Raw genomic sequence first — 25,801 nt, 5'->3', positions numbered from 1 at the left:
CCAGGAGGACGCAACATGACGCAAGACCAGAACGGGCCGGTCAGCGGCGAGCGGCGAGTGCTGAGCCGGAGAGCCGTCCTGACGACGGTGGGGGCCGTGCCGGTCGCCGCCGCGGCCGGGACACTGCTGGGGGCCACCGGAGCCTCGGCCGCGCCCGCGACCATCAACGTGTCGGCACAGCGGCAGACCATCAAGGGGTACGGCGCGATGGCCCACGCGGCCTGGATCGGCGACCTGACGGCTGCCCAGCGGGAGACGGCGTTCGGCACCGGCGAGGGCCGGCTGGGCTTCTCCATCCTGCGCATCCCCGTCGGCGAGAGCTCGGCCGACTTCGGCCGCGACCTCGCCACGGCGAAGCGCGCCGTCGAGCTGGGGGTGACCGTCTTCGCGTCGCCGTGGAACCCGCCGGCCAGCATGATCGAGACCTTCACCCGGGGCAGCCAGACCAACGCGAAGCGGCTCCGCTACAGCTCGTACGCCGCCTACGCGCAGCACCTCAACGACTTCACCACCTACATGCGCAACAACGGGGTGCCCCTCTACAGCATCTCCGTGCAGAACGAGCCCGACTACGCGCACGACTGGACCTGGTGGACCACCACCGAGATGGTCAGGTTCCTGAAGGAGAACGCCGGGTCGATCAGCACCCGGGTCATGGCCCCCGAGTCGTTCCAGTACGTCAAGTCCATGTCGGACCCGATCCTCAACGACGCCGCCGCGCTGGCCAACGTGGACATCATCGGGGCCCACCTCTACGGCACGTCGTACTCGAACTTCCCGTACCCCCTGTTCAAGCAGAAGGGTGCGGGCAAAGAGCTGTGGATGACGGAGGTCTACTACCCCAACAGCAACGCCAACTCGGGTGACGCCTGGCCCGAGGCGCTCGACGTGGGCGAGCACATCCACCGCGCCATGGTCGACGCCGAGTTCCAGGCGTACGTGTGGTGGTACCTGCGGCGCAGCTACGGCCCCATGCGGGAAGACGGCCAGATCAGCAAGCGGGGCGCGATGATGGCGCACTTCGCCCGGTTCGTCCGGCCCGGCTACACCCGGATCGACGCGACGGCGAACCCGGCGTCGAACGTCTACGTCTCGGCCTACCGGGGCGGCGACACCGTCGTCATCGTCGCCGTCAACAAGAACACCTCGTCGGTGAGCCAGCAGTTCACCCTGTCGGGCGCCAGCGCGTCCGGCACCGTCCAGAACTGGCTGACCGACGGGAGCCGGACCGTCGCGCCGCAGAGCGCGCTCACCATGTCCAACGGCTCGCTCACCGTCAACCTGCCCGCGCGCAGCATCATGACCTTCGTGGCCAGCGTGAACGGCACCACGCCGCCGACCACGCCGCCGCCCACCACCCCGCCGCCCAGCCCGACCCCCACGCCCACCGTCACGCCCCCTAGTGGCTCGGGCCCCCGGGTCGCCTACACGATGAACTCGTGGGGCTCCGGCTTCACGGCCAGCATCGACATCACCAACACGGGCACCTCGGCGATCAACGGCTGGACGTTGGCGTTCACCCTGCCCTCGGGCCAGTCGATCACCTCGGGCTGGAACGCCACCTACTCGCCCTCCAGCGGCCAGGTGAGCGCCCGCAACGTCGACTACAACGGCACGATCGCCCCCGGGGCCACCATCAACATCGGCTTCCAGGCGAACACCAGCGGCAGCACCGCCAAGCCGACCGCCTTCACCCTCAACGGCGTCGCCTGCACGGTGGTCTGACGGCCACGGGACGTCGAACGTCCGGGTGCGGCCCCTCCGGCGACGGAGGAGCCGCACCCGGTGTCCGGGTCCGTCATCGGGGCGCTGCGGGTCGCCCGGCCGCTCGGCCGGTCGGGTGGGCAGTCCCGCGCTAGCGGTCGCCGCCTGGCCTGTCCTGCTGCGTCAGCCGCCGCATGCGGCGCAGCAGCGCCGCACGTCGGCGGTGTGCCCGCACGGTCAGCGTCAGCGCCGCCGCGACGAACAGGCCCCCCGTCGTCAGCGCAGCCCACAGGCCGGCGCCGCCGCGGGCCGCCGCGAAGGCCGTGATCCCGGTGGTGACCAGGGAAGCCGCCAGGGCGATCCAGCCGGCGACCACCTGCTCGGTGGCGAACAGCGGCACCCGGCGGGTCAACAGCCAGCCCCCGTAGCAGGCCCAGGCCAGGCAGAACACGGTGAGCAGCGCGAACGACAGCCGGGTACGACCCGGCAGCGGCCCCGGCTCGCTCCACCACAGCGAGGTCACGAACACCGCGCCCGCCAGCCCCGCCAGCAACGCCGCCACGGCGCGGATGCGTGTCCCCCGGGACAGCGTCGTGTCGAGGTGGTCGAGCAGTTCCCGTGCCGACAGGCGTGGCTCGTCGGTCATGACCGGTACCCCTTCCCGTTCAGGTGCTCCCGGAGCAGGCGACGCGCCCGGTGCAGCCTCGACTTGACCGTGCCGACCGGCACCTGGCAGACCTGCGCGCAGTCCTGCACCGACAGGTCCTCCAGGTAGTGCAGGACGAGGATCTCCCGTTCCAGCACCGGCAGGCCCGTGAGGGCGTCGACGAGTTCCGCCCGGACCACCACCGCCTCCCCCGGATCCTCGACACACCTGTCCTGGAGAAGCGGAGTCTCCTGCCCCCTGGCGTACTCCGTGCGGAGGCGGTCGACGATCGAGCGGCGGGCGATGGCGAACAGCCAGGGCGTGAACCGGGCCGGTTCCCGCAGGCGTGGCAGGCCGCGGACGACGGCCAGCCAGATCTCCTGACTGACGTCGTCGGCCCGGTCGGCGTCCAGCATGCGCCGGACGTATCGCCACACCGGCAGGCGCCACCGGGCCACCATCTCGGCCAGCGCCGCCCGCTCGCCGAGCTGGGCGCGCACCACCAGCAGCTCATCGGTCATCTCGCCCTCCTCTCACCCTGGACAGTCGGGCGAGCGGCCGATCAGGTTCACGGCGTACGCCGCCGCGGCGGGCGCGGTCGCAGCGGGCGCGGTCGCCGCGGGCGGTGCCGACGAGACGACGGGCCGCCGTCGCGCGCCCTGCTGCCCAGCGGCGGTTAGGAAGGGGCCCTTCCTATACAGAAAGCGTTAACAAGGTGCCCTTCCTTACCGCAGGGAAGCGTGGGCGGAGAAGGCGATGCTCGCCAGCAGGAAGCCGCCGTTGACGACCGTGAACGCCACGATCACCCAGAACACCAGGGCCGGGGCGAACGCCAGCACCAGGCCCGCCACGAAGATCACCGCGCCGTAGTCGCGGACCAGCTTCACCAGCCGCACCGGCAGCGACGTCGAGGTGACCATGCTGGCCGCGTTCGGGCCGGACTGCATCACCGACGTGACCAGGTTGACCATCCAGGTGCCCGCGAACAGGGCGACCAGCCACGTCGGCGTCGACGGGCGCTGCGCCACCGCCGTGGCCGACAGGGCGGCCACCAGGGCGATCTGGGCCGCCACGTCGCAGAGCACGTCGACCCGCGCCCCCGCCGCGCTGCCCGTGCCGGTGACCCGGGCGAGCTGCCCGTCGGCGCAGTCCAGCGAGTAGGCCACCTGCCAGCCGACCAGGGCGACCACCCCGACCACCCAGGCCGGGACGGTGCCGGCGGCCACCTCGTCGGCGAGCGCGACCACGGTCACCGAGGCGGCCAGCCCCAGCACCAGGTTGGTGATGGTCAGCGCGGTGGGGCGCAGCCCGAGCCGCTGGGCGAACAGCGCGAACACCGCGCCGAGCCACTGGCTGACCGACTCGCTGAACAGGCCGCCGCCCCGGTTGACCCGGTGGAAGTCGGCTACGGACGGGCGGGCGGGATCAGCCAAGGTCGCGGAGTGCACCGGCGTAGTCTGCCAGCCGCTCCCGCGTCTCGGTAGCCGACATCGCCAGGTGCTCCAGGATGGTGTACCGGTCGGGGCGGGTGGCCGGCGCGAACTGCACCGCCTCGACGAACTGGTCGTCGGTGAGCCCCACCTCGGCCGGCAGCCGGGGCAGGTTGTGCCGGGACAGGCACGCCGACATCTCCGCGAAGCGCCGCCCGTCGCCGCGCAGGAACGTGCAGAACAGCGCCCCGAGCCCGGCCAGCTCGCCGTGCGAGGCGGTGCCGGGGAAGAGCGCGTCGACCGCGTGCATGATCTCGTGGCAGCCGCCGCTGGACGGGCGGGACGTGCCGCACACCGCCATCGCCAGCCCGCTGGAGATCAGCGCCTCGGCGAGCACGGTGACGAACGCGTCGTCGGTCATGTCGCCGGGGTGGGCGAGCACCGCCTCGGCCCCCATCCGGGCCAGCGACGCGGCCAGGCCGTCGACGGGCTCCCCGCGCACCTGGCGGGCCAGCTCCCAGTCGGCCAGCGCGCTGATGTTGCTCACCACGTCGCCGATGCCGGCCCGGTTGTGCCGCTCCGGCCCCGCCTCCACGAAGTCGAGGTCCACGATCACCGCGATCGGGATGTGCACCCCGTAGGAGCCCTTGATCCCGCCGGTGATCAGCGACGCCACCGGGGAGGCGATGCCGTCGTTGGCCAGGCTCGTCGCCACGGTCACCATGGGCAGGCCGCGCCGGGTGGCCGCGTACTTCGCCACGTCGATCGTCTTGCCGCCGCCGATGCCCACCACCGCGTCGTACGACCGGGCGCGCAGCTTCCCGCCCAGGTCGTCGGCGGCCTCCAGAGTGCCCCCGGCGACGGTGAACACGTCGGCCGAGCGCAGCGACGGGCGGATCAGCTCGGCGATCTGCCCGCCCTGCCCCGGCCCGACCACCACGGCGACGTCCCCGCCGGAGGAGATCCGCCCGTCGGCCAGGATCGCCGCCAGGTCGGCCACCGCGCCCCGCCGCACGTCGATGTGCAGCGGGGTGAGGATCGTCCGGGCTAGTAGCGGCACGCGATCTCCCGCGCGCGGGCCAGGTCGTCGTGGTTGTCGACCTCCACCCAGGAGACGTCGCCGATCGGCGCGGCCCGCACCTCGCCGCCCCGCTCGGCGAACTCCTGGTAGCCGTCCTCGTAGTAGAGGTTCGGGTCGCGCCGCCAGGTCGCCTCCAGCGCGTCGGCGAGCGGCTCGGCCACCTGCGGCTCGATCAGCGTCGCGCCGATGTACTCCCCGTACGCCTCGCCCGGGTCCATCAGCTTGGTGATGCGGGTGAGCTGGCCGGCGGCGTCGAAGGTGGTCTTCATCTCCTCCTCGGCCAGCGTCTTGAGCGTGTCCACGGCGAGCAGGATGCCCGGCCCGCGCTCGGCCAGCAGCGTCCGCTCCACGCTCACCGGGTGCACGGTGTCGCCGTTGACCAGCAGCACGCCCCTGGCGAAGTGCTCCCGGGCCAGCCACAGCGAGTACGCGTTGTTCCACTCCTCGGCCTTGTCGTTGTGCACGAGGGTGAGCGTGACGCCGTGCCGCTTCTCCAGCTCCGCCTGGCGGGAGACGACCGCGTCGGCGGCGTACCCGACGACGACGACCACGTCGGTGAGGCCGACCTCGGCGAGGTTGCGCAGCGCGATGTCCAGGATGGTGGTGTCACCGTCCACCGGCACCAGCGCCTTGGGCAGGGTGTCGGTGTACGGGCGCAGCCGACGCCCCGCACCGGCCGCGAGGACCATCCCGATCATGCAGTTGCCTCCCTGGTTCGACTCCGGGTCACCGGTGGAGGATAGCGCCGGGGCCGACCCCGCCCGCCGTCAACCGGCGCGCCGGCCCCGGCAGGGCCGCGCCCGGCCCCGGCGGTTGCGGGTCAGCCCGGCCCCGGCGCGTCAGCCCGGCAGGGCGGCCAGGTCCGCCAGCATCGTCAGCCGCTCCTCGGCGGTCAGCGCCGCGTACGGGCCGGCCGCCCGGCGGTCCGTCTCCAGCTCGATGGCCAGCCGCTCGGGGCCCGCCGGCAGCTCGCTGACGCTCAGCGCGGTGTGCCCCGCCGCCGTCCACGCCGCCGCGTGCGCGTCGGCCCGGTGGTAACGCAGCGTGCCCAGCCGGTTGAGCAGCAGCACCCCCGGCGCGGTGCCGTCCGGCTCGTACGGCGGGGCGGTCACCGCGAACGCGTCGCCCAGCACGTCGGTCTCCTCCTCGGCGGCGACCAGCGCGTGCGCCAGCAGCCGGCCGAGGGTCTCGACCAGCCGCAGCACCCGGTCGTCGTGCCCCGCCCACAGTTCCTCGGTCACCTCGGCGTGCACCTGGAACAGCTCCTCCAGGAAGGCGAGGCCACGTTCGGTGGCGCTGAGGCAGCCGTCGGGGCGGCGGTGCAGCATCCCGTACGCGACCTGCTTGTCCAGCGCCCGCTTGCAGGAGGCCGGGTCCCGGTAGCGGGTGACCGCGGCGAAGCCCGCCGGGTCGACCGTCCCGCCCGGCGCGGCCAGCCGGGTGCGGAACTCGACGAGGAAGCCGGTGGCCGCCGGCCCGCCGTAGCGCTGGCTCAGCTCCGCGCCGCCCCCGTCCCGCCCGGCGAGGATGCCGGCGGCGAAGACCCGGTCGACGGCCGGGGCGACCAGCCCGGCGAACCGGTGCGGCGGAAGCTCGACGTCGTCGCTCACAGACCGATCGAGCGCAGCGCCGCGAAGCCGTCCTCGGCGATCCGCCGGATCAGCCCGTCGTTGACGTCGCGGTGTTCGTCCAGCACGGCCAGGTCCCGCTCGGTCAGCCAGCGGAACTCGGTGTGCTTGCCCTCCTCCAGCCGGGGGCGGCTGAGGTCGCCGTCGACCCGGACGAGGAAGTCGCTCTCGACCCGGGGCAGGCCGTCGTTGCCGGTCCACCGGTATTCGCCGACCGGGCCGAGCAGGTGCGACACCGTCCAGCCGGTCTCCTCGGTGACCTCCCGGCGCAGCGCGTCCTCGATCTCCTCGCCCGGTTCCAGGTGGCCGCCGACGATGTCCCAGGTGTCGGGGAAGAGGACCCGCTGCGGGGACCGGCGCTGGAAGAAGAGGCGGCCGTCGTCGTCGACGATCAGCGCGCCGGCGCAGCGGAGAGGCTCGGTGGGCACGTCACGACAGTAGCGAGCCGGGGCCGGCAGGGCGATGCCCCGTCCGGCCCCGGCTCGTCACCGCTGGCGTCGCGCCCGGCTCACGGGCCGACGAAGACCGCCTTCGCCCGCCAGTCGATGCCGCTGAGGAGGCGGCTGCTGCGCAGCGTCCAGCCGCCCGACGGCGCGCCGTTGACCCAGGTGGCCGACGACAGGTTGCCCAGGAGGCGGCTGACCAGGTAGATCCGGTCACCGGAGACGAACACCCCGCCGGAGTCGGAGAAGCCGGACGTCGCGGCGGTGAACTTGTCCGCCCCGACGGTCCCGCTGTCCGGGTTGAACCAGCGCCAGTACAGGCCGTTCTGCCCGCTGAGGGTGTAGTAGAGCCGGCCGTTGGTGTAGAACATGCCGGTCACGTTGGCGATCTCCGGGTAGAAGCTCACCGTGCTGCCGGCGTACGTCTGCCCCTCCGGCCCGGAATCGGTCTCCACCGTGTCCCACAGCTCGTCGTGGTAGGGGTCGACCTTCGTGGGGGTGCCGAAGGCGGTGCCGTCGAACGTGCGCCGCCACAGCGAGCCGTTCATCCCGTAGAACAGGGTGCCGCCGACCCAGAAGGCGCTCTTCGCCGACGACCAGGTGGTGCCGTCGGTGTTCTCGACGGCCGTGGCCGCGCCGACCGAGCTCGTCCCGTCGTACGACCGGCGCTGCACGTCGTTGGCCGCGCCGAAGCCCAGCCCGGCCTGGTAGACGTTGCCGGGCAGGGTGGCGGTGGCGGTGGAGTGCGGGGCGGCCCCGCCGTTGAGCGGCAGGAACGCGATCCGTCCCCGGCGGTACTGGAAGTTGCCGATGTACTCCTGGTCGGAGCCGAGCCAGATGCCCTCCGGGGTGGCCAGCAGCGCCGCCACGCCGTAGCCGCGCGGGTGCCGCCCCGGGTTCCACGACAGCGGCAGGCCGTTGAGCGGGTCGAGCGCGGCGATGCTGGGCCGGGCCACCGCGCCCGGGTACGCCGAGTTGGTGGCGGAGGTGTTGTTGAGCCAGCGGAAGTGGCCGCCGACATAGATCGCCTGCTCGGTGACGCCCACGGAGAGGAACGTGTCGCCGCCGGAGTAGGCGACCCAGGTCGGCTGGACCGACGTGCCGGTGGACGACGTCTCGAAGCGGGCCGTCGAGTCGCAGAGCGTCCCCGCGTACGGCGCGCCCGTGCTGACGATGACGAAGTAGCTGCCGTCGGGGGAGAAGCTCACGTCGCGCACGTACGAGTCGAACGAGTTGTAGGAGCAGCGCGGCTCGAACCGGTTGGTGTTCCACGGCGACACGGTCGCGGTCTCCGCCCCCAGGTCGAGCCGGACCACCTGGTCGTGCAGCACCCCGTCGGCCTTCTTGAAGTTGCCGATCACCACGAGCTGGGTGCCGTCGGGCGAGACGGCCAGCTTCTCGGGCCCCACGCCGGCGCTCGCGCCGCTGATCCCGTCGTAGTTGTGGTGCTCGGTGAGCGAGGTGGTGAGGTAGTCGTCGACCACGCCGGTGACGGCGTCGAGTGAGGCGAGGCCGGCGCGCGGCTTCGTGGCGGCGGTGGTGAAGATGCCGCCGACGAACAGCCGGCTGCCGACCTTGACGACGTCGTTGACCAGCCCGTTGAAGGCCAGGTTGGGGAAGCTGGTGACCAGGCTGCCGTCGGCCAGGTCGAGCAGGGCCAGCTTGCGGCGGTTGGTGCCGTTGACGCTGTTGAACTTGCCGGCGAGGTAGACGGTGCCGGCGGTCGGGCCGGCGAGGATGTCGTAGACCTCGTTGTCGACCACCGGGGCGAACGCGGTGTCGACCTGGCCGGTGGCCTTGTCGAAGGCCAGCACGTAGTTGCGGGTGAGCGTGACGTCCGAGTTGCGGTTCTGCACCTGGGTGAACGAGCCGCCGACGAGGACCTTGTCGCCGGCGTCGTGGATGGCGAAGACCGTGCCGTCCAGGATGTTCGGGGTCAGGGAGGAGGGGACTGCGCCGACCATGGTGGCGTGGTCGGGGGCGGCGGGGGCCGGGCCGGCGACGAGAAGGCCGGAAACGGTCAACGCGGCGGCGGTCAGGACCGCGAGGGGTCGGCGACCAAGCGCCGGGAAACGGGCCACTGGCAACTCCGGGTGAACAGCGGAGATCGATGGGGAGGAAGCCTCCGTGCGAGCGGGTGCACCCGTTCGCTGACCGCCGGGCGCTGAGGCGGCGACCGGGGGACGGAGAGCTCGATGACACAATCGCGCACGGAAGGCGCGGCGTCTACCCCGCGTTGCGTCTTGTGGCCGACACCGCGCCGGCCACTGCCGGGACAGCCGCGCCGGCCGTACGAAGAGACGAGTTCACTGGGTGCGCGGGCCGTGCGCCGGGGTGGGTGGCGGCGGCGCGGAGAACCACGGGTCGGCCGTCAGTTCCCGGAATGCGGCCAGCCCGTCCGGGTCGTCGTTGAAGGTGCTGTCGTACGCCGGCTTGGTCTGCTTCGCCGCGAAGTAGACGACCGCCTTGATCTGCGGGTGCCGCTTGATGTAGTCGCCGGCCTCGCGCAGCCACGCGCCGCGCTGCCCCGGCGAGCCGGGATAGGTCACGCCGAACTCGCCGATCACAATCGGACGCGGGTGCTGGGCGGCGAACGCCATGAAGGTGTCCATCTGCGGGGCGAAGCCCTCGAACCCCTTGCCCGGGTAGACGTCCGTGCAGAGCCAGTCGACCTGGTCGTCGCCCGGATAGTACGCGGCGGCGTTACGGGAGGAGTCGACGAACCCCTGCACGTGCGGGCACCAGACGAAGGCGGCGTTGGTCGCGCCGACCTCGGTGAAGATGCCCCGGATGCGCTTCCAGGCGGCCACGTAGTCCTCGGGCGAGTGGACGCTCTGTTGCAGGTTGGGCCGGTCCATCTCCCACCGCCACCGCAGCATCAGCGGCACCCCGAACTGCTTGATCTTCTCGGCCCGCTGCCGGATGAGCTGGTCGTAGACGCCGTCGCGGATGGACCGGGTGTCGGCGCCCGACCAGGAGATCATCTGGAGCTTCCCGGCGGCCTGGAAGGCGTGCTCGGTGGGGCCGGGGAAGTCGTCCTCCCACTCGTGGAACATGTGCGCCAGGTTCACGTTGCCCTGGGTCTGCGCGGCGAACGCGGCCAGCGCCTCCACCCGCCCCTCCGGGGTCTGCCAGTCCGGCTTCACCCACGCGCCCAGCCACGCGCCCTTCTCGGGCAGCTCCGGGCCCCGGCCCGTGGTGGCCAGGTCGTCCGTCGCGCGGGGGGACACCGTCGGCGCGGCACCGGACGGGGGCGGCACGAAGTCCGGGGCCTGCTCGGAGCAGGCCGTGACGGCCAGCGCCGAGGCGAGCAGGAGCGCCGCCGCCCTGTGGAACCGCTTCATCGTGTGCCGCACCTTTCCCATGCCGTCGGCGTGCCGGCGGCGGTCGTTTCCGTGGCTGTGGGACCCGAGCCGGCCTCAGCGCCGCCGGCCCCGGCGCAGGGCCCGCAACGCGTCGAGCTGGAGCACCCGGCGCAGCCGCCACGCACCGGCGAGGTAGCCGGCGGTGCCGAGCACCGCGAGCACCGCGAGGGTGACCGGCCCGGCGTCGAGCAGCGCGCGGGCGATCAGCGCCGGCACGCCGAAGCACGCCACCGCGAGGCCGGCGGCGGCGAGCGTGCCCCGGCCGAACGGGTGCAGCCGGTACGCGTGGTGCAGCTGCGCCAGCGGCACCAGGTTGGTGATGAAGATGGACGCCGACCAGGCGACCGCCGCCCCCATGATGCCGAAGCGCGGGATGAGCAGCACGTTGAGCACCACGTTGACCAGGGTGCCGGCCAGCGCGTTGTAGAACGTCCACGACGTGCGCCCGGCCATGTTGAGCACCGTGTCGACCATGCCGCAGCCGGTGGCCACCAGCATCGTCAGCGCCAGGAACACGGTCACCCGCGCCCCCGCGGCGTATCCCTCGCCGAACAGGTGCAGCATCGGCTCGGCGAACACCGCGAACAGCAGGTATGCCGGCCAGGCCAGCAGCACCAGCCAGCCCGTCGCGGCCTGGTAGAGTCGGCCCGCCGCCTCCCGGTCGTCGCGCACCAGGTGCTCGGCGAGCCGGTGCTGCACGGCGGTGGACAGCGCCTGCCCGGAGAGCTGCCCGAGGGCGAGGAACCGGGTGGCCGCCGTGTAGAGCGCCGCCTCGGACAGCCCACGCAGCGCGCCCAACAGCACGATGTCGAGCCGTTGCACCGCCATCTGGGCCAGCCCGCTCAGCGCCCGGGGTCCGCTGTAGCGCCAGTAGGGCCAGAACTCCTCGCGCAGCGACACCGCCGGCGCCTGCGCGCCCCGCTCCGCGCGCCGCACCAACCGGGCCAGCCACACCGTGCCGACCAGCGCCGCCGGCAGGTAGGGCGCGACCCAGGCCAGCGGCAGGGCCGTCGTCGCCGACAGGCCGAGGACGGCGGCGAGCCCCACCCCGGCCACCTGCAACCCCGTGCGGCCGAGGCGTTCGATCAGCAGCAGCGGGCGCATCTTGCCGAAGCCCCGGCAGGCGGCCAGGACGAAGTCGCACAGCGCGGCCACCGGCACGAAGACCAGCAGCACCCGCAGCGCGCGCACCGCGCCGGGCACCGGCTCGTCGAACGTCAACGCCACGATCCGGGGGGCCGCCCACCAGCCGGCCACCGCGATCAGGGTGCCGACCGCCAGCACCGGCAGCAGGCCCACCAGCACCGAGGCGCGCAGCCGCTCCGGCTGGCCCAACGTGCGGTAGCGGCTGATGAAGTAGACCGAGCCGACGCCGGTGCCCAGCCGCGCCGCCGCGTACGCGATCATGAAGGCGCTGGTGGCGGCGAAGAAGAGGCCCGCGTCGGACATGGACCAGCCGCGGGTGACGACGATGTTCAGGCCGAAGCCGGCGACCGCCGCGACCGCCACCCCGAGCAGGTTCGCGACCCCGTGCCGCGCCGCGCCGCCCAGCTCGCCGGCGGCCGACCGGGCCGGGGCTACCGTCGCCACGACGGCACGCGTCCCCACCAGGCGCTCAACCGCTCGTCGTACGGGGCGAAGTGCTCCTCCAGCCGGGCCCGCAGCGCCGCGTCCATCGGCGAACGGGACCGCGCGTTGTGCTTGCCGAACGAGATGTCCGCCCAGTGCGGCAGGCCGAGGAAGTCGCACACCGCGTCGAACGCCGGCCGGGGCTCGGCGAAGAAGTCGTCCGCGTCGATCACGTGCAGCCGGTCCCGGCCGAAGATCGACTCCAGGCGTTCGAGCTGCTCCACGTACTGCCCCCGGGTCAGGTACGCGTTGTGCTGGAAGTGGTGGCTGTGCGCCGTCGGGTCGGCGAGCAGCCGTTCCCGTTCCCCGGCGATCCGCTCCTGCTCCAGCTCCAGGGCCCGCTCGAAGCCCTCCGTCTCGAAGCCCCGCGCCGCCTCGTGGGTGTGCGCCGAGTAGGCCCGCTCCACCGGGTCGCGCAGCAGCACCAGCAGCCGCACCCCCGGCAGGTCCTTCGCGATCCGCTCCCCCGCGAGGGGGTGGAACATGTAGTACGGGCTCGACTCGCCCGTCACCCCGCGCACCCCGACCTGCTCCCGCACCGACTCGGCCCGGCGCACCGTCGGGAAGTGCCCGAGATACCAGTCCATCCCCCGGTCGTAGCCGGTGTCGAAGTAGTGCACGCCCTTGTGGTAGACCGCCGGAAGCACCGCCGGATGCTGCGACAGGGTCTTGAACAGCGAGGTCGTGCCGCAGCGCTGGGCACCCACGATCAGGAAGTCGGGGGCGAGCCGCGACCCGGCGGTCCACCGGCCGTACGTCCGGCTCACCGACCGCACCGCGCGCCGCGCCTGTGCCTTGACCAGCGTCACTTCGCCACTCCTCCCGCACCCGGCCGTCCGGCCAGGTGTTCCTCCACCGCCGGCAGCAGCCAGGCGTCCACGTGTCCCAGCCGGGCCCCCGCCTCGGCCTGCCGGTCGCGCAGGTAGCGCGCCGCCAACTCGACCAGGTAGAGCACCGCCACCAGGTCGGCCACCCCGGCCGGCTGGCCGAACGGGGCCAGGTCGTCCGGCGCGGCGGCGATCAGCCGCGCCGCCGCCGACCGGGGCTCCACCCCGGCCCGGGTGATCGCCGTCTGCACCCGCCGGTGCAGGGCGTCGAACCCCAGCGGCACGTCGTCGGCGAACCGCTCCCAGTCCCACACCAGCACCCGGCCGTCGGCCAGGGCCGCGCTGTTGCCGCCGTTCCAGTCGCCGTGCCAGGCGCCCAGGCCCAGCACCGGGTCGACGCGGCGCACCCCGGCCAGCACCGCGCGCAGCCGGGCCGCCTCCGGCCGGTCCCCGAGCGCCGCCAGCTCGACTTCGAGCCGCCGGTCGTGGGCGCTGCCGGCGTAGGGGCGGTGGTCCACCCCGGCGCAGCGGCTCACCGTGACCATGGCGGCCCGCTCCGCCTCGGCGGCCGGCCCGGGCGCGGCCCGGGGCAGCCCCACCGGCAGGGCGCTCTGCACCAGCAGCGCGTGAGCGCCCCAGACGCCGTGGTGCAGCGCCTCGGCCACCTGCACGCCCGGCAGGTCGAGCGTCGCCAGCCGGGCCAGCGCCGCCGCCTCCGCCTCGACCAGGGCCCGGGTCAGCGGGTCGACGCCGAGCTTCGCGTACCCGATCGGGACGCCGGCGGTGTCGAGGAGCTGGACCACCGGCTTGCGGTTGGCCCGCGCCGGCCCGATGTGGATGCTCAGCAGCGCCGGACGGCCCAGCACGGCGGCCAGGTGCGCGTCGAGCGCGCCGCCGCCCGCGTCGCCTCCCGGCTCGACGACCAGCCGGTCCCGGAACGCCAGCCGGCCGAGCCCGGTGCGGAACGCGGTGGCCAGCACCGCGCGGCGCAGCCGGGCCTTCGCGCTCTGCGCCTCCGTCGAGTGCCGCACCGCGCCGGCCGCCGCCCGCCGGGAGCCGGCCGGCACCAGCAGCCGGGGCCGCGCCGCCGACGGCACCACCGCGAAACCGGCCCGGCCGCCGCGCCGCAGCGCCGGTCGGGCCGGCGCCGGCCACACCAGACCGGCCAGCTCCGGCAGGTACGCGCCGCGCGCGTCCGCGCCGGGGGGAGGAGTGAGCATCAGCGGAACCGCCGTTCGGGCCGGGCACCCGGCGCGGCCGGCGCGGACGCGGCCTCGACGGCGGCGAGCCGGGCCGCGCGGCGCGCCTCGCGCAGGTGCAGGTCGTTGCGGGCGAGCAGCGCCACGCTGATCAGCCCGTACGCCAGGGTGGTGTTCAGCGAGCCGTAGAGGAACTGGAAGAACAGCATCAGGATCAGCACCAGGCTGCCGGCGATGCCGATCGGGGTGTTGTCGTGCCGGAACCGCCACAGGCACCACAGGAAGAACGCGCTGTAGCAGAACGCGCCCACCCAGCCCTGGCCGGTCAGCAGGTTCCACACCTGCCCGTTGCTGCCCAGCTCCCGGTTGCCGCACTGCTTGCACTCGGCCGACTTGCCGATCGCGATCGACCGGTTGCTGCCGATCAGGGCACGGTTGCCCCCGTAGCCGAGCACCGGGGAATGGTTGGCCGCCTCGACCGCGCCGCTGGACAGGGTGGCCCGGATGTCGTCGCTGTGGCCGTTGGCCATCCGTTCGTTGAGCAGGTCGCCCAGCGGCGACGCCAGCACCGCCACGCCCATCAGCCCGCTCGCCAGCGCCAGCCCGACCAGCACCACCACCCGGCCGCGCAGCGCCAGCCGCACCGCGACGTACACCGCGCCGACCACCAGCCCGATCCACAGCCCCCGGTTGAGCGAGTAGACGATCGGGAAGACGGCGGCGACCACGACCAGGTAGCCGGTGAGCCGGCGCGGCCCCCGGCCGAGCACCACCCAGCCGACGATGAACCAGATCAGCAGGATCGCCATGTTCTCGCCCCAGGTGTTGGTGTATTCGAAGGGGGCGGCCGGGCGGGGCGAACTGGCTTCCCCGGCGAGCACCTCCTGCACCTGGGCGACCTCGACGTGCATCAGCCGGTTGACGAACGGTTCCTTGGCGATGGCGGCGGGCAGGATGTAGTTGAGCGGCGCGACGAACTTGAGCTGCGGGAACAACGCGCCGACGTATCCGCCGATCACGGTGACCACGGCCATGAAGCCGAACAGCTTGACCAGCCGCCCCCGGGGCAGCTCCCGCTCGCTGAGGTTGAGGACGTAGAGCATCGTCACCGTCAGGGCGGTGTAGTTCATCACCCGGATGCCCCAGCCGATGTACCGGCCGGAGCCGCTCGGGGGGAGCGTGTTGGGCGCGGTGATGCCGAGCATCAGCCCCGAGAGGACCACCCAGGCCAGCAGGATCAGCCAGATCCCGAAGCCCGGCGGCACCTTCACGTTGCCGCGCCGGTAGAGCTGGAACGCCATCGGGATGGCGAGGATGGCGAAGATGAACGACGGCAGGCCCAGCGCCCACCACGCCGGGTAGAGCACGAAGAGCGCGGTCACCGGCCAGGCGACGGGCAGCCGCAGGGACCAGCGCCGGGTCGGCGCCTCCGGCGGGTGCTGCGCGGGGTGCTGCGACGGGCCGGCCGGATGCCGTCCCGCCGACGCCGGCTGCGGTCCCGGTGCCGGCCGGAGCGGGGCGGCCATGGTCATGTCACGCTGACCTTGGCGGTCTTCGGGGCGTAGATCACCCAGGCCGGGCCGGGCTGCGGCCGGACCTGGAAGCCGCCCTCGTCGGTGACGTTGCAGACCAGCTTCTGCCCCGGCTTGCGCCACTGCGCCTTGGCGCTGGACGGGCCCGAGACCACGAGCGCCGCGCCGGAGCCGTAGACGTTCGCCCCGGGCAGTGAGCGGGGGCTGGGCTTGCGCACGGTGAGCGTGCGGTATTCCATCGTGAGCACCACCACCGAGGCGACGCTCACGGTGACCTTGCCGACCTTGCCGCGCCACGACGCGCTGGCCGCGTCGTACGTCCAGGTCTGGGTGGGGTGCCCGGGGGCGGCGACGGTCAGCTTGCCGGCCGGGTTGACGCCCTGGCTGGCCAGTGGCGCGCCCGGGGTGGCGTGGTCGAGGACGGGGGTCGGCGCGACGCCGCCCTTCGGGGCCGCCGCCCGCAGCGCTGCGGTCGACGCCTGCCCCGACGGGAACGCCGCCTCGCGCTGCCCCGGGGTGACGCCCTTCAGCTCGGCGGCGGCGAACTGGTTGAGGAAACCGGTCGGCCCGCCGGCGTAGCCGACGAAGGGGCGCAACACGCCGACGGTCCGGATGTCCACGGGCCGGATCTCCGCGACCGGGCCCACCTTCCCGGCGTCCCGGGACTGGTAGACCGCCGTCAGGTGCAGGCTCTCCGACTCGGCGAACTCCTGGTAGACCACGTCGGCCTCGGCCAGCCCGACGGGGCTCGTGCCGGGCGTCACCCGCACCGGCACCACGACCGCCTGGCGGGCCGCCACCTCCTCGGCGACCGGCTTGCCGGACAGCGGCGCGGTCGGCAGGCTCGGGGTCGGGGTGGGCCGGGGGGCCGGCGAGCCCGGGTCGACCACGTTGGTGGCCCCGGGCGGCTGTTCCTCGGCGCAACCCGCGCCGAACGTGGCGACCAGCGCCACCGCGAGCGTGCTGCCCAGGGCGCGCCGGCGGTTCACTCCCTGTCCTCGACCGGGTCGAGGGCCATCGAGTAGCGGCCCGGGTCGACACCGTCGGAGTCCCGCGCCGAGCGGTAGACGGTGGACTTGCCCGGGGGCTTCGGCTGCGTCGTCGGCCGCGACGGCGGAAGCGGGGTCTGCGGGACGGGCGGCGGGGTCTGCGCCGCCGGGCCGGGCGTCGGCCGGAGGGACCCCTGCGGCCCGGTCGGCGGAGGGACGTCCCGGCCGCCGGCCGAGGGACGGGTGTCCCGGCCACCCGGTGAGCGGTTGTCCCGGTTGCTGGTGGCCGGGCGGGGGAGGATCATCGTGGACTCGATGTTGGGCGGACCGGCCTGCGACGGCACCGCCGGGTTGGACCGGGGACGGGGCGACGGCGGACCGTCGCGCCGCGCCGCCGGGGCCGCGGCCGGGGCCGGGGCCCGCTCGGCCAGCCGGGGGGCCAGCACCGCGCCGAGCACCGGCGCGTCGACCTGCTCGAACTGGTGGATCGCGGCGGTGATCTCGCTGCTGCGGGTCTGCCCGCCCTCGATCACCAGGATCACGCCGTCGACGTGCCGGGCCAGCGCCTGTGCCTCCACCGCCGCCGTCGGCTGGGCCGTCTCGATCAGCACGTGGTCGAAGCGGGCGGCCAGCTCGCCGAGGACCTCCAGCATCATGGCTACGGGCAGCTCCACCTCGGTGTCGAGGGCGCCGGGGAACAGCACCCGGAGCTGGCCGAGGCCGGGGGCCGGGGTCAACGCGGTCAGCGCCGACACGTCGCGGCGCAGCACGTCGGCGAGGGTGTGCCGGGGCTTGGCCCCGCCCAGCATCTTGGGCAGCGGGGAGTCCCGCTTGGTCGTCACCACCGCGACCTGCGCGCCGGTGCGGGCGTAGGCGGCCGCGAGGTTGCCGACCACGAAGCCGGCCGCCGGGCCGGGCGAGGTGTCGGTGAGCAGCAGCTGGCGGCCCCGGCCGGGCTGCGGCTCGGGCATGGTCGACAGCAGCACGTTGCGCAGCCGGCCCAGCTCGCGGGAGACCTCGTGGCCCGCCGGCAGGATGGTCAGACCGGCCTGGCCGGTGGGCAGCTCCAGCAGCATCGGCACGCCGAGCCGGTCGGCGACGTCCCGACCGCGCCGGACGCGGGTGTCGAGCCGGTCCAGCACCAGGGCGACCACGATGCCGAAGAGCAGACCCGCGCCGAGGCCGCTGGCCAGGTTGAGGGTCGTGTTGGGGGAGCTGGGCTTCCGGGGCAGCGGCGCGTCGGAGATGATCTCGCCGGGGTCGAGGGCGGTGCTCAGCAGCGGGCTCAGCCGGCTGTTGAGGCTGGCGAGCTGATTGGTCAGCACGTTGCGGTCGGCCTCGGCGCGGGCGCGCTCCACCGAGTTCGGCGGCGCGGCGGCGATCTTGCCGGCGACGGCGGCGAGCTGCTTGTTGGTCTCGGTGATCTGCTGCTTGAGCGCGGTGGTCTCGTTCTCCAGGGACCGGGTGGCCGTGGCCAGCCGCAGGTCCAGGTACGCCTGGGCGAAGGAGTGCGAGCCGGCCTGCGCCGCCTCGGGGCTGGCCGCCTCGAACGCGATCTGGAGCACCTGGCTGTTCGGCGGCACCGTCACCGACAACGACCGGACCAGGTCCTCGGCGGGGATGTCGGTCTTCAGCAGGGCCTGGGCCCGCTCGGCGACCACCAGGGAGCGGACGACCTGCGCCTCGGTGTCGAGGTTGACCTTGGCGCCGGGGTTGGCGTCCGGGCCGACCTGGCGGACCAGCAGCGACGTGGTCGACACGTAGGTGCGGGTCTGCACCTGGCTGACCAACATGCCGGCGCCCGCGCCGAGCAGCGCGGCCACCACGAGGATCCACCACCGGCGGCGTAGCCACTCGAGGTAGGTCATCAGCGTGGGGCCGTCTGAGTCGCGCAGATCGGCGTGGTGAGACGAGGGCATCGGGGTGTGTCGCTCCCTTTGGACCGGACCGGCCAGTCGTCCGTGACGGGCGGCGTCACGGCGGAAACCTGAGTCTCCCTGATCCGGGCGGTCAGGGGAAGCCGACGAAGCGTCGCTTTCCAGCAACGGCGTCGCAGGGGAGGATAGGCGGGTGCGGTTTTGCTACCACATCCAGAGCCACCGGTCGCCGGAGCAACTGAACCGGCTGGTGCACGCGGTGAAGAAGTACAGTCCCGACAGCATTGTGCACGTCAGCCACGACGTGAACGGTGCCCCGCCGGACCTCGCCGAGCTGCGTTCGATGACCGACGTCGTCGTGCAGATGCACGAGGGTGGATACGGTGACTTCAGTCATGTCGACCGCTACATGGCCGCGGTCGACTGGCTGAACGACGAGGGGGTGCAGGTCGACTGGCTGGTGAACATCACCGGTCAGGACTACCCGCTGCGGCCCCTCGGCGAGTGCGAGGCGGAGCTGGTCGACTCGGGCGCCGACGGGTTCATGGAGTACTGGGACGCCAACGGGCCGGAGAGCCACTGGCCGCGCAGCCGCGTCCGCTCCCGCTACCACTTCCAGCACCGCCGGCTGCTGCCGCTCAGCCCCCGGGGCAAGAAGCTGCTCCGCCCGCTCCAGGCGGTCAACCGGGTGCAGCCGCTGGTGCGGGTGCACGTGTCCTACGGGCTGGCCGTCGGCCGCCGGGCCCGCACCCCGTTCGGCCCCGACCTGCGGCTGCACGGCGGGTCCGCGTTCTCCTCGCTGAGCTGGCCCGTGGTGGCCTACCTGCGGGACTACTTCGACCGGCGGCCGGACGTGGTGGAATATTTCCGACACTGCCTCTCCCCGGTCGAGGCGGTCTTCCAGACGATCGTGTGCAGCGCCGACCGGTTCGACCTGGTGCCGGACTGCAAGCGCTACTTCGACTTCCGCGACAGCACCTTCAACCACCCCAAGTCGCTCACCGCCGAGGACCTCCCCCTCGCGCTGGCCAGCGGGGCGCACTTCGCCCGCAAGTTCGACTACGAGCGGGCCCCCGAGCTGCTCGACACCCTCGACGCCCAGCTCGCGAGGTCGTAAGGAAGGGCACCCTGTTAACGCTTTCGGTAGAGGAAGGGCCCCCTCCTCACACCGTCAGCCGGCGCGCCCCAGCCGACGCGCGGGGCCGGCCGGGCCGGGCCGGCAGCCCGCGTAGCCCTCAGCGGTAGCCGTAGCGGCGGCGCAGCGGCCAGGTCATCGCCCCGACCAGGCGGCGGGGCCCCGGGGCGTACTCGCGACGCCACTTCTCGTCCAGCGCCAGCGTGATCGGGCCGCTGCGCATCCGGATCCGGCCGCCGGCCACCGCGTGCGAGCCGGCCTGCTCGAACTCGTTGTCGCGGAGGAACTCCAGCGGGTCGACGACACCTGTCACGTCGGCGGTCAGCGCCGCGATCCGGCCCAGCTCCCCGCGCGGGTCGCGGACCAGGTCCTCGTACCGGACGGTGACCCGCGGCACGCCCCGGCGGCCCAGCGCGGCGACCATCGCGTTGACGGTGACCCAGCGCCGGGCGGTCAGCCGGGCCGACCGCTGGTTCATCCGGCCCTTGGCCGAGGTGCCCTCGGGCAGCTCGACCACCTGGCTCCACGAGTACGCCACCCCGCGCGGGTCCCGCAGCACGTGCACCAGCCGCAGGTCGATCTGCGGGGCGCGGGCCAGGATGTACGCCAGCGAGGGGCGCTTGGTCGAGTCGACCACCACCCGGGCCCCGGACACCTCGGCCACCGCCCGGTAGAGCGGGGTCAGCAGCTCGACGTAGCGGTCCAGGTCCCGCCGGAAGGCCGTGGACATCCCCGGGTTCACGATCAGCGGGATCTTGGAGGTGGCGTCGACCCGGCCCTGTAGCGCCCGCACGTCGGCCACGTCGATCTGCGACCACCCGCCGTACGCCCGGCGGCCCACCTCGCCCCAGAACGGGCACGCGTCGAAGTGCTCGCCGCAGGCGCACCGGAAGTTGCGCTCGACGCCGGACTGCCAGAGGTAGAACAGCTCGCCGACGTCGCAGTGCCCGACGAACTGGCCGAGCATCAGGTCGAGCAGCGTGGAGCCGCTGCGCGGCATGCCGCAGACGTAGAGGACGGTGACCGGGGCCACCCCGTCGCCGGCACCCTGCGCTGCCTCGGCCGTCTCGTCGGTCATCCGCGATCCCCTCGCCCCCGGTGCTGTCAGCGGCAGTCTAGGTGCGCAACGGGGGAGCCCGGCATTGGCGGAAGGTCCTGCTGGCAACCATCCGACAGGCCGGATGATGGTGAACGCCACTTATGTTTCAGTTCCGGAGGCCGCTACATTGTGGCGGCGTCGCGCCGTCCGGTCGACCGCCCCCGGTGGGCGCGTCCCGGGGCGCGGTGGGCCCTCGGGAGGCGGGTGGACGTGGAGTCTGGTGAAGTCATGCTCGTCGGTTCCAGCGGCGGGCACCTCGCCCAACTGGTGGCGCTCGCACCGTGGTACCGCGAACGGGCCCGCTCCTGGGTGACCTTCGACACCCCGGACGCCCGTTCGCTGCTCGACGGCGAGGACGTCGTCTGGGCGCACCACCCGACCACCCGCAACCTGAAGAACCTGGCCCGCAACCTGTGGCTGGCCGTGCGGGTGTTCCGGGGGCGGGACGTCGCCGCCGTGGTCACCACCGGCGCCGGGGTCGCCCTGCCGTTCGTGATCGTGGCCCGGCTGCGCGGCATCCCCACGGTCTACATCGAGGTGTACGACCGGATCGACACCCCGACCCTGTCGGCCCGGCTGTGCCGGCCGTTCCTCTCGGCGATGCTCGTGCAGTGGGAGGAGCAGCGCCGGCTCTACCCGAAGGCGACCGTGGTGGGAAACCTGCTGTGAGCCTGCCGATCCCGCGCCAGCGCGGCAACTCCCCGGCCCCCCGCACGATCCTCGCCATGGTCGGCACGGACGTGCACCGCTTCGACCGGCTGGTCGACTGGCTGGAACGCTGGCACGCCGGCCGCGACGCCGCCGCGCCGGAGGTCCGCCTCGTCGTGCAGCACGGCCGCAGCCGCGCGCCCCGGCTGCCGGGCGGGGCGCCGTTCCTGGCCCACGACGAGCTCCAGCGGGCGATGACCGAGGCGGACCTGGTGGTCTGCCACGGCGGCCCCGCCACCATCACCGAGGCCCGCCGGCACGGGCACCTGCCGATCGTGGTGCCCCGGGACCCGACCCGCGACGAGCACGTCGACAACCACCAGCAGCTCTTCGCCCGCCGGCTCGGCGCGGCGGGCATGGTCAGGCTCGTCGAGGCCGAGGCCGACCTGGTCGAGGCGCTCGACAAGGGCGTGGCGGACCCGTTGACGTACGCCCTCGCGGCCGACCCGGACCGGCCCGACCCCCGGGTCGCCGCCGCCACCGAGGTCGGCCGGATCGTCGAGGACCTGGTCCGCGCCAGCCGGACGCCGGGGCGGCGCAGGTGGTGGCGGTGACCGCCCGCGTGCTCTTCGTCGGCGGGCTGGGGCGCAGCGGCTCCACCCTGCTGGAGCTGATCCTCGCCCAGCACCCCGACGTCTGCGCCGTCGGCGAGGTGGTGCACCTGTGGGAGCGGGCGCTCGGCGGCGACGAGCGGTGCGGCTGCGGCGAGCGGTTCACCGCCTGCGACTTCTGGCAGCGCGTCGGCGAGCACGCGTTCGGCGGCTGGTCCGCCGTCGACCGCGCCGAGGTGCTGGCGCTCAAGGACGCCGTGGACCGCACCCGGCACATCCCCCGGCTGGCCCGCGCCGAGCTGCCCGCCGCGCAGCTCGACGAGGTGCGCCGGTACGCCGACCTCTACACCCGCATCTACGCCGCCGCGATGGCGGTGACCGGCGCGCTGCTGGTGGTGGACTCCAGCAAGCACGCGTCCACGGCGTTCGCGCTGCGCTGGGCCGACGACCTCGACCTGCGGGTGCTGCACCTGGTGCGGGACAGCCGGGCGGTGGCCTACTCGTGGGCGAAGCAGGTGCGCCGGCCCGAGGTGGTGGACACCGAGGCGTACATGCCGACCTTCTCGCCGTTCACGGTGAGCAAGCTGTGGACGGCGCAGAACGCGGCGTTCCACCTGCTGGCCACCCGCGCGCCGGTGGTCCGGCTGCGCTACGAGGACTTCACCGCCGACCCGCGCGGCACGGTCGCCCGGCTGCGCCGCTTCGCCGGCCTGCCCGACGACCCCGAGGCGCTGCGGGTGCTCGACCCGTCGCCCGCGCCGCTGCGCCGGGCGCACAGCATCGCCGGGAACCCGCTGCGGTTCAACGCCGGCCCGCTGCGGGTCCGGCAGGACGACGCCTGGCGCACGGCCCTGCCGTCGCGCAGCCGGGTGGTGGTGAGCGCCGCGACGCTGCCCCTGCGTCTGCGGTACGGATACGTCGGCCTCGGCCGCCCGGGTTCCACGGAGGCACCATGACCGAGCCGGTGAACGACGCAGGCGCGACGGCCGAGCCGGGCGCGACGTACCCGTCGGTGACCGCCGTGGTCCCCACCCGGGACCGCCCCGAGCTGCTGCGCAAGGCCCTCGACGCGATCCTCGGCCAGGACTACCCGGGCCGGGTCGACGCGGTGGTCGTCTACGACCAGTCCGAGCCGGACCGGTCGCTGGCCGACGACCCCCGGGTCACCGTGCTGGTCAACCAGCGCTCCCCCGGCCTGGCCGGCAACCGCAACACGGGCATCCTGGCCGCCACCGGCGACCTGGTGGCGTTCTGCGACGACGACGACGAGTGGCTGCCCGGCAAGCTCGCCGCCCAGGTGGCGGCGCTCACCGCCGCGGGCGACGGCGCGTTCGTGAGCTGCGGCATCCGCGTCGACTACGACGGCCGCCAGGTCGACCGGGTGCTGCCCGTCGACCGGGTGCCGCTGGCCGCCCTGCTGCGCGACCGGCACACCGAGCTGCACCCGTCGACGTTCCTGATCCGCCGGGACGCGCTGCTCGACGGCATCGGGCTCGTCGACGAGGAGATCCCGGGCAGCTACGCGGAGGACTACGAGTTCCTGCTCCGGGCCGCCCGGCACGCCCCGCTGGTCAACCTGGCGCAGCCGTACGTGACGGTGCGCTGGCACAAGCAGTCCTACTTCGCCCAGCGCTGGGAAACCATCTCCGTGGCGTTGCAGTGGCTGCTCGGCCGCTATCCGGAGTTCGCCACCGTGCCGGCCGGCGAGGCCCGGGTCAGCGGGCAGATCGCGTTCGCCCAGGCGGCGCTGGGCAACCGGGGCGAGGCCGTGCGCTGGGCCCGGCGCACGCTGTCGCGCAACCCGCGGGAGCCGCGCGCCTACCTGGCCCTGGCCGTGGCCAGCCGGGCCGTCGACCCCGACCGCGTCCTGCGTACGCTGCACAAGCGCGGCCGGGGCATCTGAGCCTCGTCAGGAGGCGGCGCACCAGGCCCGCCACGCCTCCCGGCTCGGCGCGTCGAGGAGCCGGAAGTCGCCGCCGGCCACCTCGTAGTCGTAGTACGCCACCCACAGCGGGCGCTGCGCGTCGAGATAGCGGCTCATCGACCGGATCCACGCGGCCCGGCCGGTGCCGCTGCTGTCGCCGGCGATGCGGACGCTGCCGGTCTCGGCGAGCCCCCACGGCTTGCCCAGCGCCTTCGACTTGTTGATCATCGGGGTGAAGACCTGCGCCGGGTCGGTGTACCGGTCGTACTTCCCGCCGCTGTTGTAGCAGTCCCAGCCGAGCACGTCGATCGCGTCGCCGCCCGGCCAGTAGTCGTCGAAGCTGCGCCGGGAGTTCGGGTTGAGCGTCCAGCACATCAGGATGAGCGTGGACCGCAGCCGGGCGTTGCCGGCCCGGTCGGCGAGGCCGGCGAGGCGCTTCCACGCGGACCGGTACTGGGCGGCCGTGTACGAGCCGCGCTCGATGTCGTCCTCCGGCTCGTGGAAGTAGGACCAGTAGACGTCGAGGTCCCGGGGCACGGAGCGGAACCAGGAGGCCAGCCGCGAGTCGTGCTTGCCGGCGGCCACCTCACCGGGCGGGGCCTTGAACGAGACGACCACCGTCCGGTCGGCGACGTCGGCGCGGCTGCCCGACCAGGACGGCGGCAGCCCCGGGTAGAAGACCCGGACCATGCGCAGCGGGCCGTAGCTGCGGTCGGACCGGGCGAGCCCGGCGGCGAAGCTCTCCCCGTTCTGGAGGTAGATGCTCGCCCCCGGCAGCGTGTTCCGGCCGCCCGGGAAGCCACCCGAGGTGGCCCCGCCGCTGACGCTCGGGCTCGGCGAGCCCGATCTGGGGCCCGCGCCGAAGCCCTCGTTGCCGCCCGGCGTGGGGCGGCTGCCGGGGGCGGCCGGGCCGAGACCAGCCTTGCCGCCGGTGGCGTCGGTGCCCGGCGGGGCCTGCCGGCCGGGCAGGTCCCCGTTGGTGGCGAGGGCGACCGTGGTGCCCAGCGCGAGCGCGCCGGCGGTCACCGGCAGCAGCCACCAGCGGCCGAGCAGCAGCCGTCGGCGGCGACGGGGCGGGTCGGGCTCGGGCGGGGCGGGCGCGAGAGCGGGCGCGGCGGTGGGGCCGGGACTCATGACCCTCCTCGGATCGGCGGTGCCGGAAGCGGGCGTCGTCAACGGTAGCGGTCGATGGCCGCGAGCAGGGACCCCGCGTGCTCCGGCCGGCACACCAGCAGGTCCGGAAGGCGCGGGTCGTCCCGGTTGTAGCGCAGCGGCGAGCCGTCGATCCGGGACGCGTGCATGCCCGCGCCGAGGGCCACGGCGACCGGGGCCGCCGAGTCCCACTCGTACTGGCCGCCGGCGTGCACGTACGCGTCGACCTCGCCGGTGACCACCGCGCAGACCTTCACCCCGGCGGAGCCCATCGGCACCGCGCGGGCGCCGATGCCCTCGACGAGCTCGCTGACGAACGCGGGCGGACGGCTGCGGCTCACCGCGATCCGCAGCGGCCCGTCGACGGCCGGCGCGGCCGGGACCCGGTTGCCGAGCACCAGCGGGGTGCCGTCGGGGCCGGTCCGGGCCGGCATGCCGACCGCGCCCGCGACCAGCGCGCCGTCCGGGCCGGCCGAGCGCTGCCACAGCGCCACGTGCACCGCCCAGTCGTCGCGGCCGGACTCGGAGAACTCGCGGGTGCCGTCCAGCGGGTCGATGATCCACACCCGGTCGGCGGTGAGCCGGGTCGGCCGGTCCCCGGCGGACGGGTCGTCGACCCAGGCGCGCCGGCTGTCGGCCTGCTCCTCGGAGAGCACCGCGTCGGCCGGACGCCACCGGGCCAGGGCCGTCGACATCAGGTCGTGGGAGACCTTGTCGCCGGCGTCCTTGAGCGCCTTCGGGTCGGCGAAGCCCTGCTCGGCGCGGAGCGCGGTCAGCGCCACCCCGGCCTCGCCGGCCAGCCACTCGGCGAACGCCTGGTCGTCGAGCCGACCCGTACCGTCCTCGGTCACGTGAACCTCACCACTCCTTGAGTGCCGCCGC

The 25,801-nt window shown here is 73.9% G+C and carries 24 protein-coding genes; 6 read left to right on the top strand and 18 right to left on the bottom strand.

Annotation, left to right across the window (positions count from 1 at the left end):
- Positions 1-15 precede the first annotated feature (15 nt).
- Positions 16-1,725, top strand: a complete 1,710-nt coding sequence (locus tag O7633_RS18245) for a cellulose binding domain-containing protein (protein WP_282323273.1) — start codon at positions 16-18, stop codon at positions 1,723-1,725.
- Positions 1,726-1,855: 130 nt separating this feature from the next.
- Here O7633_RS18245 and O7633_RS18240 read toward each other — a convergent pair whose 3' ends face one another.
- The 15 genes from O7633_RS18240 to O7633_RS18170 form a co-directional block, all read right to left on the bottom strand.
- Positions 1,856-2,350 carry a hypothetical protein gene (locus tag O7633_RS18240; protein WP_278130262.1) on the bottom strand — a complete coding sequence of 165 codons (495 nt, stop codon included), beginning with the start codon at positions 2,348-2,350 and terminating at the stop codon, positions 1,856-1,858.
- Positions 2,347-2,871: a sigma-70 family RNA polymerase sigma factor gene (locus tag O7633_RS18235; RefSeq protein ID WP_282323272.1), complete on the bottom strand. Its 525-nt coding sequence runs from the start codon at positions 2,869-2,871 to the stop codon at positions 2,347-2,349. The genes O7633_RS18240 and O7633_RS18235 overlap by 4 nt, the downstream gene beginning before the upstream one ends.
- A gap of 204 nt (positions 2,872-3,075) precedes the next feature.
- Positions 3,076-3,798: a CDP-alcohol phosphatidyltransferase family protein gene (locus O7633_RS18230; protein WP_282323271.1), complete on the bottom strand. Its 723-nt coding sequence runs from the start codon at positions 3,796-3,798 to the stop codon at positions 3,076-3,078.
- A complete protein-coding gene (locus O7633_RS18225; RefSeq protein WP_282323270.1) occupies positions 3,776-4,840 on the bottom strand; it encodes an iron-containing alcohol dehydrogenase family protein in 1,065 nt (354 codons plus the stop codon). Before O7633_RS18225 ends, O7633_RS18230 begins: the two co-directional genes overlap by 23 nt.
- Complete coding sequence (locus O7633_RS18220) at positions 4,828-5,559, bottom strand: phosphocholine cytidylyltransferase family protein (RefSeq protein WP_282323269.1); 732 nt, start codon at positions 5,557-5,559, stop codon at positions 4,828-4,830. The genes O7633_RS18225 and O7633_RS18220 overlap by 13 nt, the downstream gene beginning before the upstream one ends.
- A gap of 141 nt (positions 5,560-5,700) precedes the next feature.
- Positions 5,701-6,471 (bottom strand): hypothetical protein, encoded by a 771-nt coding sequence (locus O7633_RS18215; RefSeq protein WP_282323268.1) that lies wholly within the window; start codon positions 6,469-6,471, stop codon positions 5,701-5,703.
- Positions 6,468-6,917, bottom strand: a complete 450-nt coding sequence (locus O7633_RS18210; RefSeq protein ID WP_178066876.1) for an NUDIX domain-containing protein — start codon at positions 6,915-6,917, stop codon at positions 6,468-6,470. Before O7633_RS18210 ends, O7633_RS18215 begins: the two co-directional genes overlap by 4 nt.
- A gap of 80 nt (positions 6,918-6,997) precedes the next feature.
- Positions 6,998-8,956, bottom strand: a complete 1,959-nt coding sequence (locus tag O7633_RS18205; protein WP_282323267.1) for a hypothetical protein — start codon at positions 8,954-8,956, stop codon at positions 6,998-7,000.
- 282 nt (positions 8,957-9,238) lie between these two features.
- Positions 9,239-10,276 carry a beta-mannanase gene (locus O7633_RS18200; protein WP_282323266.1) on the bottom strand — a complete coding sequence of 346 codons (1,038 nt, stop codon included), beginning with the start codon at positions 10,274-10,276 and terminating at the stop codon, positions 9,239-9,241.
- Positions 10,277-10,351: 75 nt separating this feature from the next.
- On the bottom strand, positions 10,352-11,887 hold the full coding sequence (locus O7633_RS18195) for a polysaccharide biosynthesis C-terminal domain-containing protein (protein ID WP_282323265.1): 1,536 nt from the start codon (positions 11,885-11,887) through the stop codon (positions 10,352-10,354).
- Positions 11,875-12,735: a sulfotransferase domain-containing protein gene (locus tag O7633_RS18190; protein WP_074479020.1), complete on the bottom strand. Its 861-nt coding sequence runs from the start codon at positions 12,733-12,735 to the stop codon at positions 11,875-11,877. Before O7633_RS18190 ends, O7633_RS18195 begins: the two co-directional genes overlap by 13 nt.
- Positions 12,732-13,973, bottom strand: a complete 1,242-nt coding sequence (locus O7633_RS18185) for a hypothetical protein (protein WP_282323264.1) — start codon at positions 13,971-13,973, stop codon at positions 12,732-12,734. Before O7633_RS18185 ends, O7633_RS18190 begins: the two co-directional genes overlap by 4 nt.
- Positions 13,973-15,478, bottom strand: coding sequence for an O-antigen ligase family protein (locus O7633_RS18180; RefSeq protein WP_282323263.1), 1,506 nt, complete (start codon positions 15,476-15,478; stop codon positions 13,973-13,975). Before O7633_RS18180 ends, O7633_RS18185 begins: the two co-directional genes overlap by 1 nt.
- A gap of 2 nt (positions 15,479-15,480) precedes the next feature.
- Positions 15,481-16,473: a DUF3048 domain-containing protein gene (locus tag O7633_RS18175; protein ID WP_282323262.1), complete on the bottom strand. Its 993-nt coding sequence runs from the start codon at positions 16,471-16,473 to the stop codon at positions 15,481-15,483.
- Positions 16,470-18,341 (bottom strand): lipopolysaccharide biosynthesis protein, encoded by a 1,872-nt coding sequence (locus tag O7633_RS18170; protein ID WP_282323261.1) that lies wholly within the window; start codon positions 18,339-18,341, stop codon positions 16,470-16,472. The genes O7633_RS18175 and O7633_RS18170 overlap by 4 nt, the downstream gene beginning before the upstream one ends.
- A 202-nt stretch (positions 18,342-18,543) precedes the next feature.
- Here O7633_RS18170 and O7633_RS18165 point away from each other — a divergent pair, with 202 nt between their 5' ends.
- Positions 18,544-19,467 (top strand): hypothetical protein, encoded by a 924-nt coding sequence (locus tag O7633_RS18165; protein WP_074479024.1) that lies wholly within the window; start codon positions 18,544-18,546, stop codon positions 19,465-19,467.
- Between the two features lie 118 nt (positions 19,468-19,585).
- On the opposite strand, the gene O7633_RS18160 is transcribed toward O7633_RS18165, so the two are convergent.
- Positions 19,586-20,563 carry a sulfotransferase gene (locus O7633_RS18160; protein WP_278130236.1) on the bottom strand — a complete coding sequence of 326 codons (978 nt, stop codon included), beginning with the start codon at positions 20,561-20,563 and terminating at the stop codon, positions 19,586-19,588.
- A 249-nt stretch (positions 20,564-20,812) separates the two neighbouring features.
- On the opposite strand from O7633_RS18160, the gene O7633_RS18155 reads away from it, so the two are divergent.
- From O7633_RS18155 to O7633_RS18140, 4 genes are read left to right on the top strand one after another with little or no spacing between them, the layout of a single operon-like run.
- Positions 20,813-21,253: a UDP-N-acetylglucosamine--LPS N-acetylglucosamine transferase gene (locus O7633_RS18155; protein ID WP_282328591.1), complete on the top strand. Its 441-nt coding sequence runs from the start codon at positions 20,813-20,815 to the stop codon at positions 21,251-21,253.
- A gap of 56 nt (positions 21,254-21,309) precedes the next feature.
- Positions 21,310-21,846 carry a glycosyltransferase gene (locus tag O7633_RS18150; RefSeq protein WP_083303059.1) on the top strand — a complete coding sequence of 179 codons (537 nt, stop codon included), beginning with the start codon at positions 21,310-21,312 and terminating at the stop codon, positions 21,844-21,846.
- Positions 21,834-22,799, top strand: coding sequence for a sulfotransferase (locus tag O7633_RS18145; RefSeq protein WP_347405154.1), 966 nt, complete (start codon positions 21,834-21,836; stop codon positions 22,797-22,799). The genes O7633_RS18150 and O7633_RS18145 overlap by 13 nt, the downstream gene beginning before the upstream one ends.
- Positions 22,796-23,746: a glycosyltransferase family A protein gene (locus tag O7633_RS18140; RefSeq protein WP_278130233.1), complete on the top strand. Its 951-nt coding sequence runs from the start codon at positions 22,796-22,798 to the stop codon at positions 23,744-23,746. The genes O7633_RS18145 and O7633_RS18140 overlap by 4 nt, the downstream gene beginning before the upstream one ends.
- Positions 23,747-23,752: 6 nt before the next feature.
- Here O7633_RS18140 and O7633_RS18135 read toward each other — a convergent pair whose 3' ends face one another.
- Together O7633_RS18135 and O7633_RS18130 are read right to left on the bottom strand one after the other, a co-directional pair.
- The gene (locus O7633_RS18135) at positions 23,753-24,901 is read right to left on the bottom strand and encodes a hypothetical protein (RefSeq protein ID WP_282323260.1); all 1,149 of its coding nucleotides are present in this window, start codon (positions 24,899-24,901) and stop codon (positions 23,753-23,755) included.
- A gap of 38 nt (positions 24,902-24,939) precedes the next feature.
- Positions 24,940-25,770, bottom strand: coding sequence for a 3'(2'),5'-bisphosphate nucleotidase CysQ (locus O7633_RS18130; protein ID WP_074479030.1), 831 nt, complete (start codon positions 25,768-25,770; stop codon positions 24,940-24,942).
- Positions 25,771-25,801: the final 31 nt, after the last annotated feature.

This window comes from Micromonospora sp. WMMD712, from assembly GCF_029581295.1.
Classification (GTDB): Bacteria; Actinomycetota; Actinomycetes; order Mycobacteriales; family Micromonosporaceae; genus Micromonospora; species Micromonospora carbonacea.
The sequence above is the reverse complement of the archived record's forward strand: the minus strand, read 5'-3'. Positions and strand labels throughout refer to the sequence as shown.

Excerpts from the sequence above, each read along its gene's own strand:
- O7633_RS18235 (WP_282323272.1), bottom strand. The coding sequence starts at position 2,871 with ATGACCGATGAGCTGCTGGTGGTGCGCGCCCAGCTCGGCGAGCGGGCG.
- O7633_RS18150 (WP_083303059.1), top strand. The coding sequence starts at position 21,310 with ATGGTCGGCACGGACGTGCACCGCTTCGACCGGCTGGTCGACTGGCTG.
- O7633_RS18200 (WP_282323266.1), bottom strand. The coding sequence starts at position 10,276 with ATGAAGCGGTTCCACAGGGCGGCGGCGCTCCTGCTCGCCTCGGCGCTG.
- O7633_RS18160 (WP_278130236.1), bottom strand. The coding sequence starts at position 20,563 with ATGACCGACGAGACGGCCGAGGCAGCGCAGGGTGCCGGCGACGGGGTG.
- O7633_RS18180 (WP_282323263.1), bottom strand. The coding sequence starts at position 15,478 with ATGGCCGCCCCGCTCCGGCCGGCACCGGGACCGCAGCCGGCGTCGGCG.
- O7633_RS18185 (WP_282323264.1), bottom strand. The coding sequence starts at position 13,973 with ATGCTCACTCCTCCCCCCGGCGCGGACGCGCGCGGCGCGTACCTGCCG.
- O7633_RS18170 (WP_282323261.1), bottom strand. The coding sequence starts at position 18,341 with ATGACCTACCTCGAGTGGCTACGCCGCCGGTGGTGGATCCTCGTGGTG.
- O7633_RS18135 (WP_282323260.1), bottom strand. The coding sequence starts at position 24,901 with ATGAGTCCCGGCCCCACCGCCGCGCCCGCTCTCGCGCCCGCCCCGCCC.
- O7633_RS18155 (WP_282328591.1), top strand. The coding sequence starts at position 20,813 with ATGCTCGTCGGTTCCAGCGGCGGGCACCTCGCCCAACTGGTGGCGCTC.
- O7633_RS18245 (WP_282323273.1), top strand. The coding sequence starts at position 16 with ATGACGCAAGACCAGAACGGGCCGGTCAGCGGCGAGCGGCGAGTGCTG.
- O7633_RS18220 (WP_282323269.1), bottom strand. The coding sequence starts at position 5,559 with ATGATCGGGATGGTCCTCGCGGCCGGTGCGGGGCGTCGGCTGCGCCCG.
- O7633_RS18140 (WP_278130233.1), top strand. The coding sequence starts at position 22,796 with ATGACCGAGCCGGTGAACGACGCAGGCGCGACGGCCGAGCCGGGCGCG.
- O7633_RS18240 (WP_278130262.1), bottom strand. The coding sequence starts at position 2,350 with ATGACCGACGAGCCACGCCTGTCGGCACGGGAACTGCTCGACCACCTC.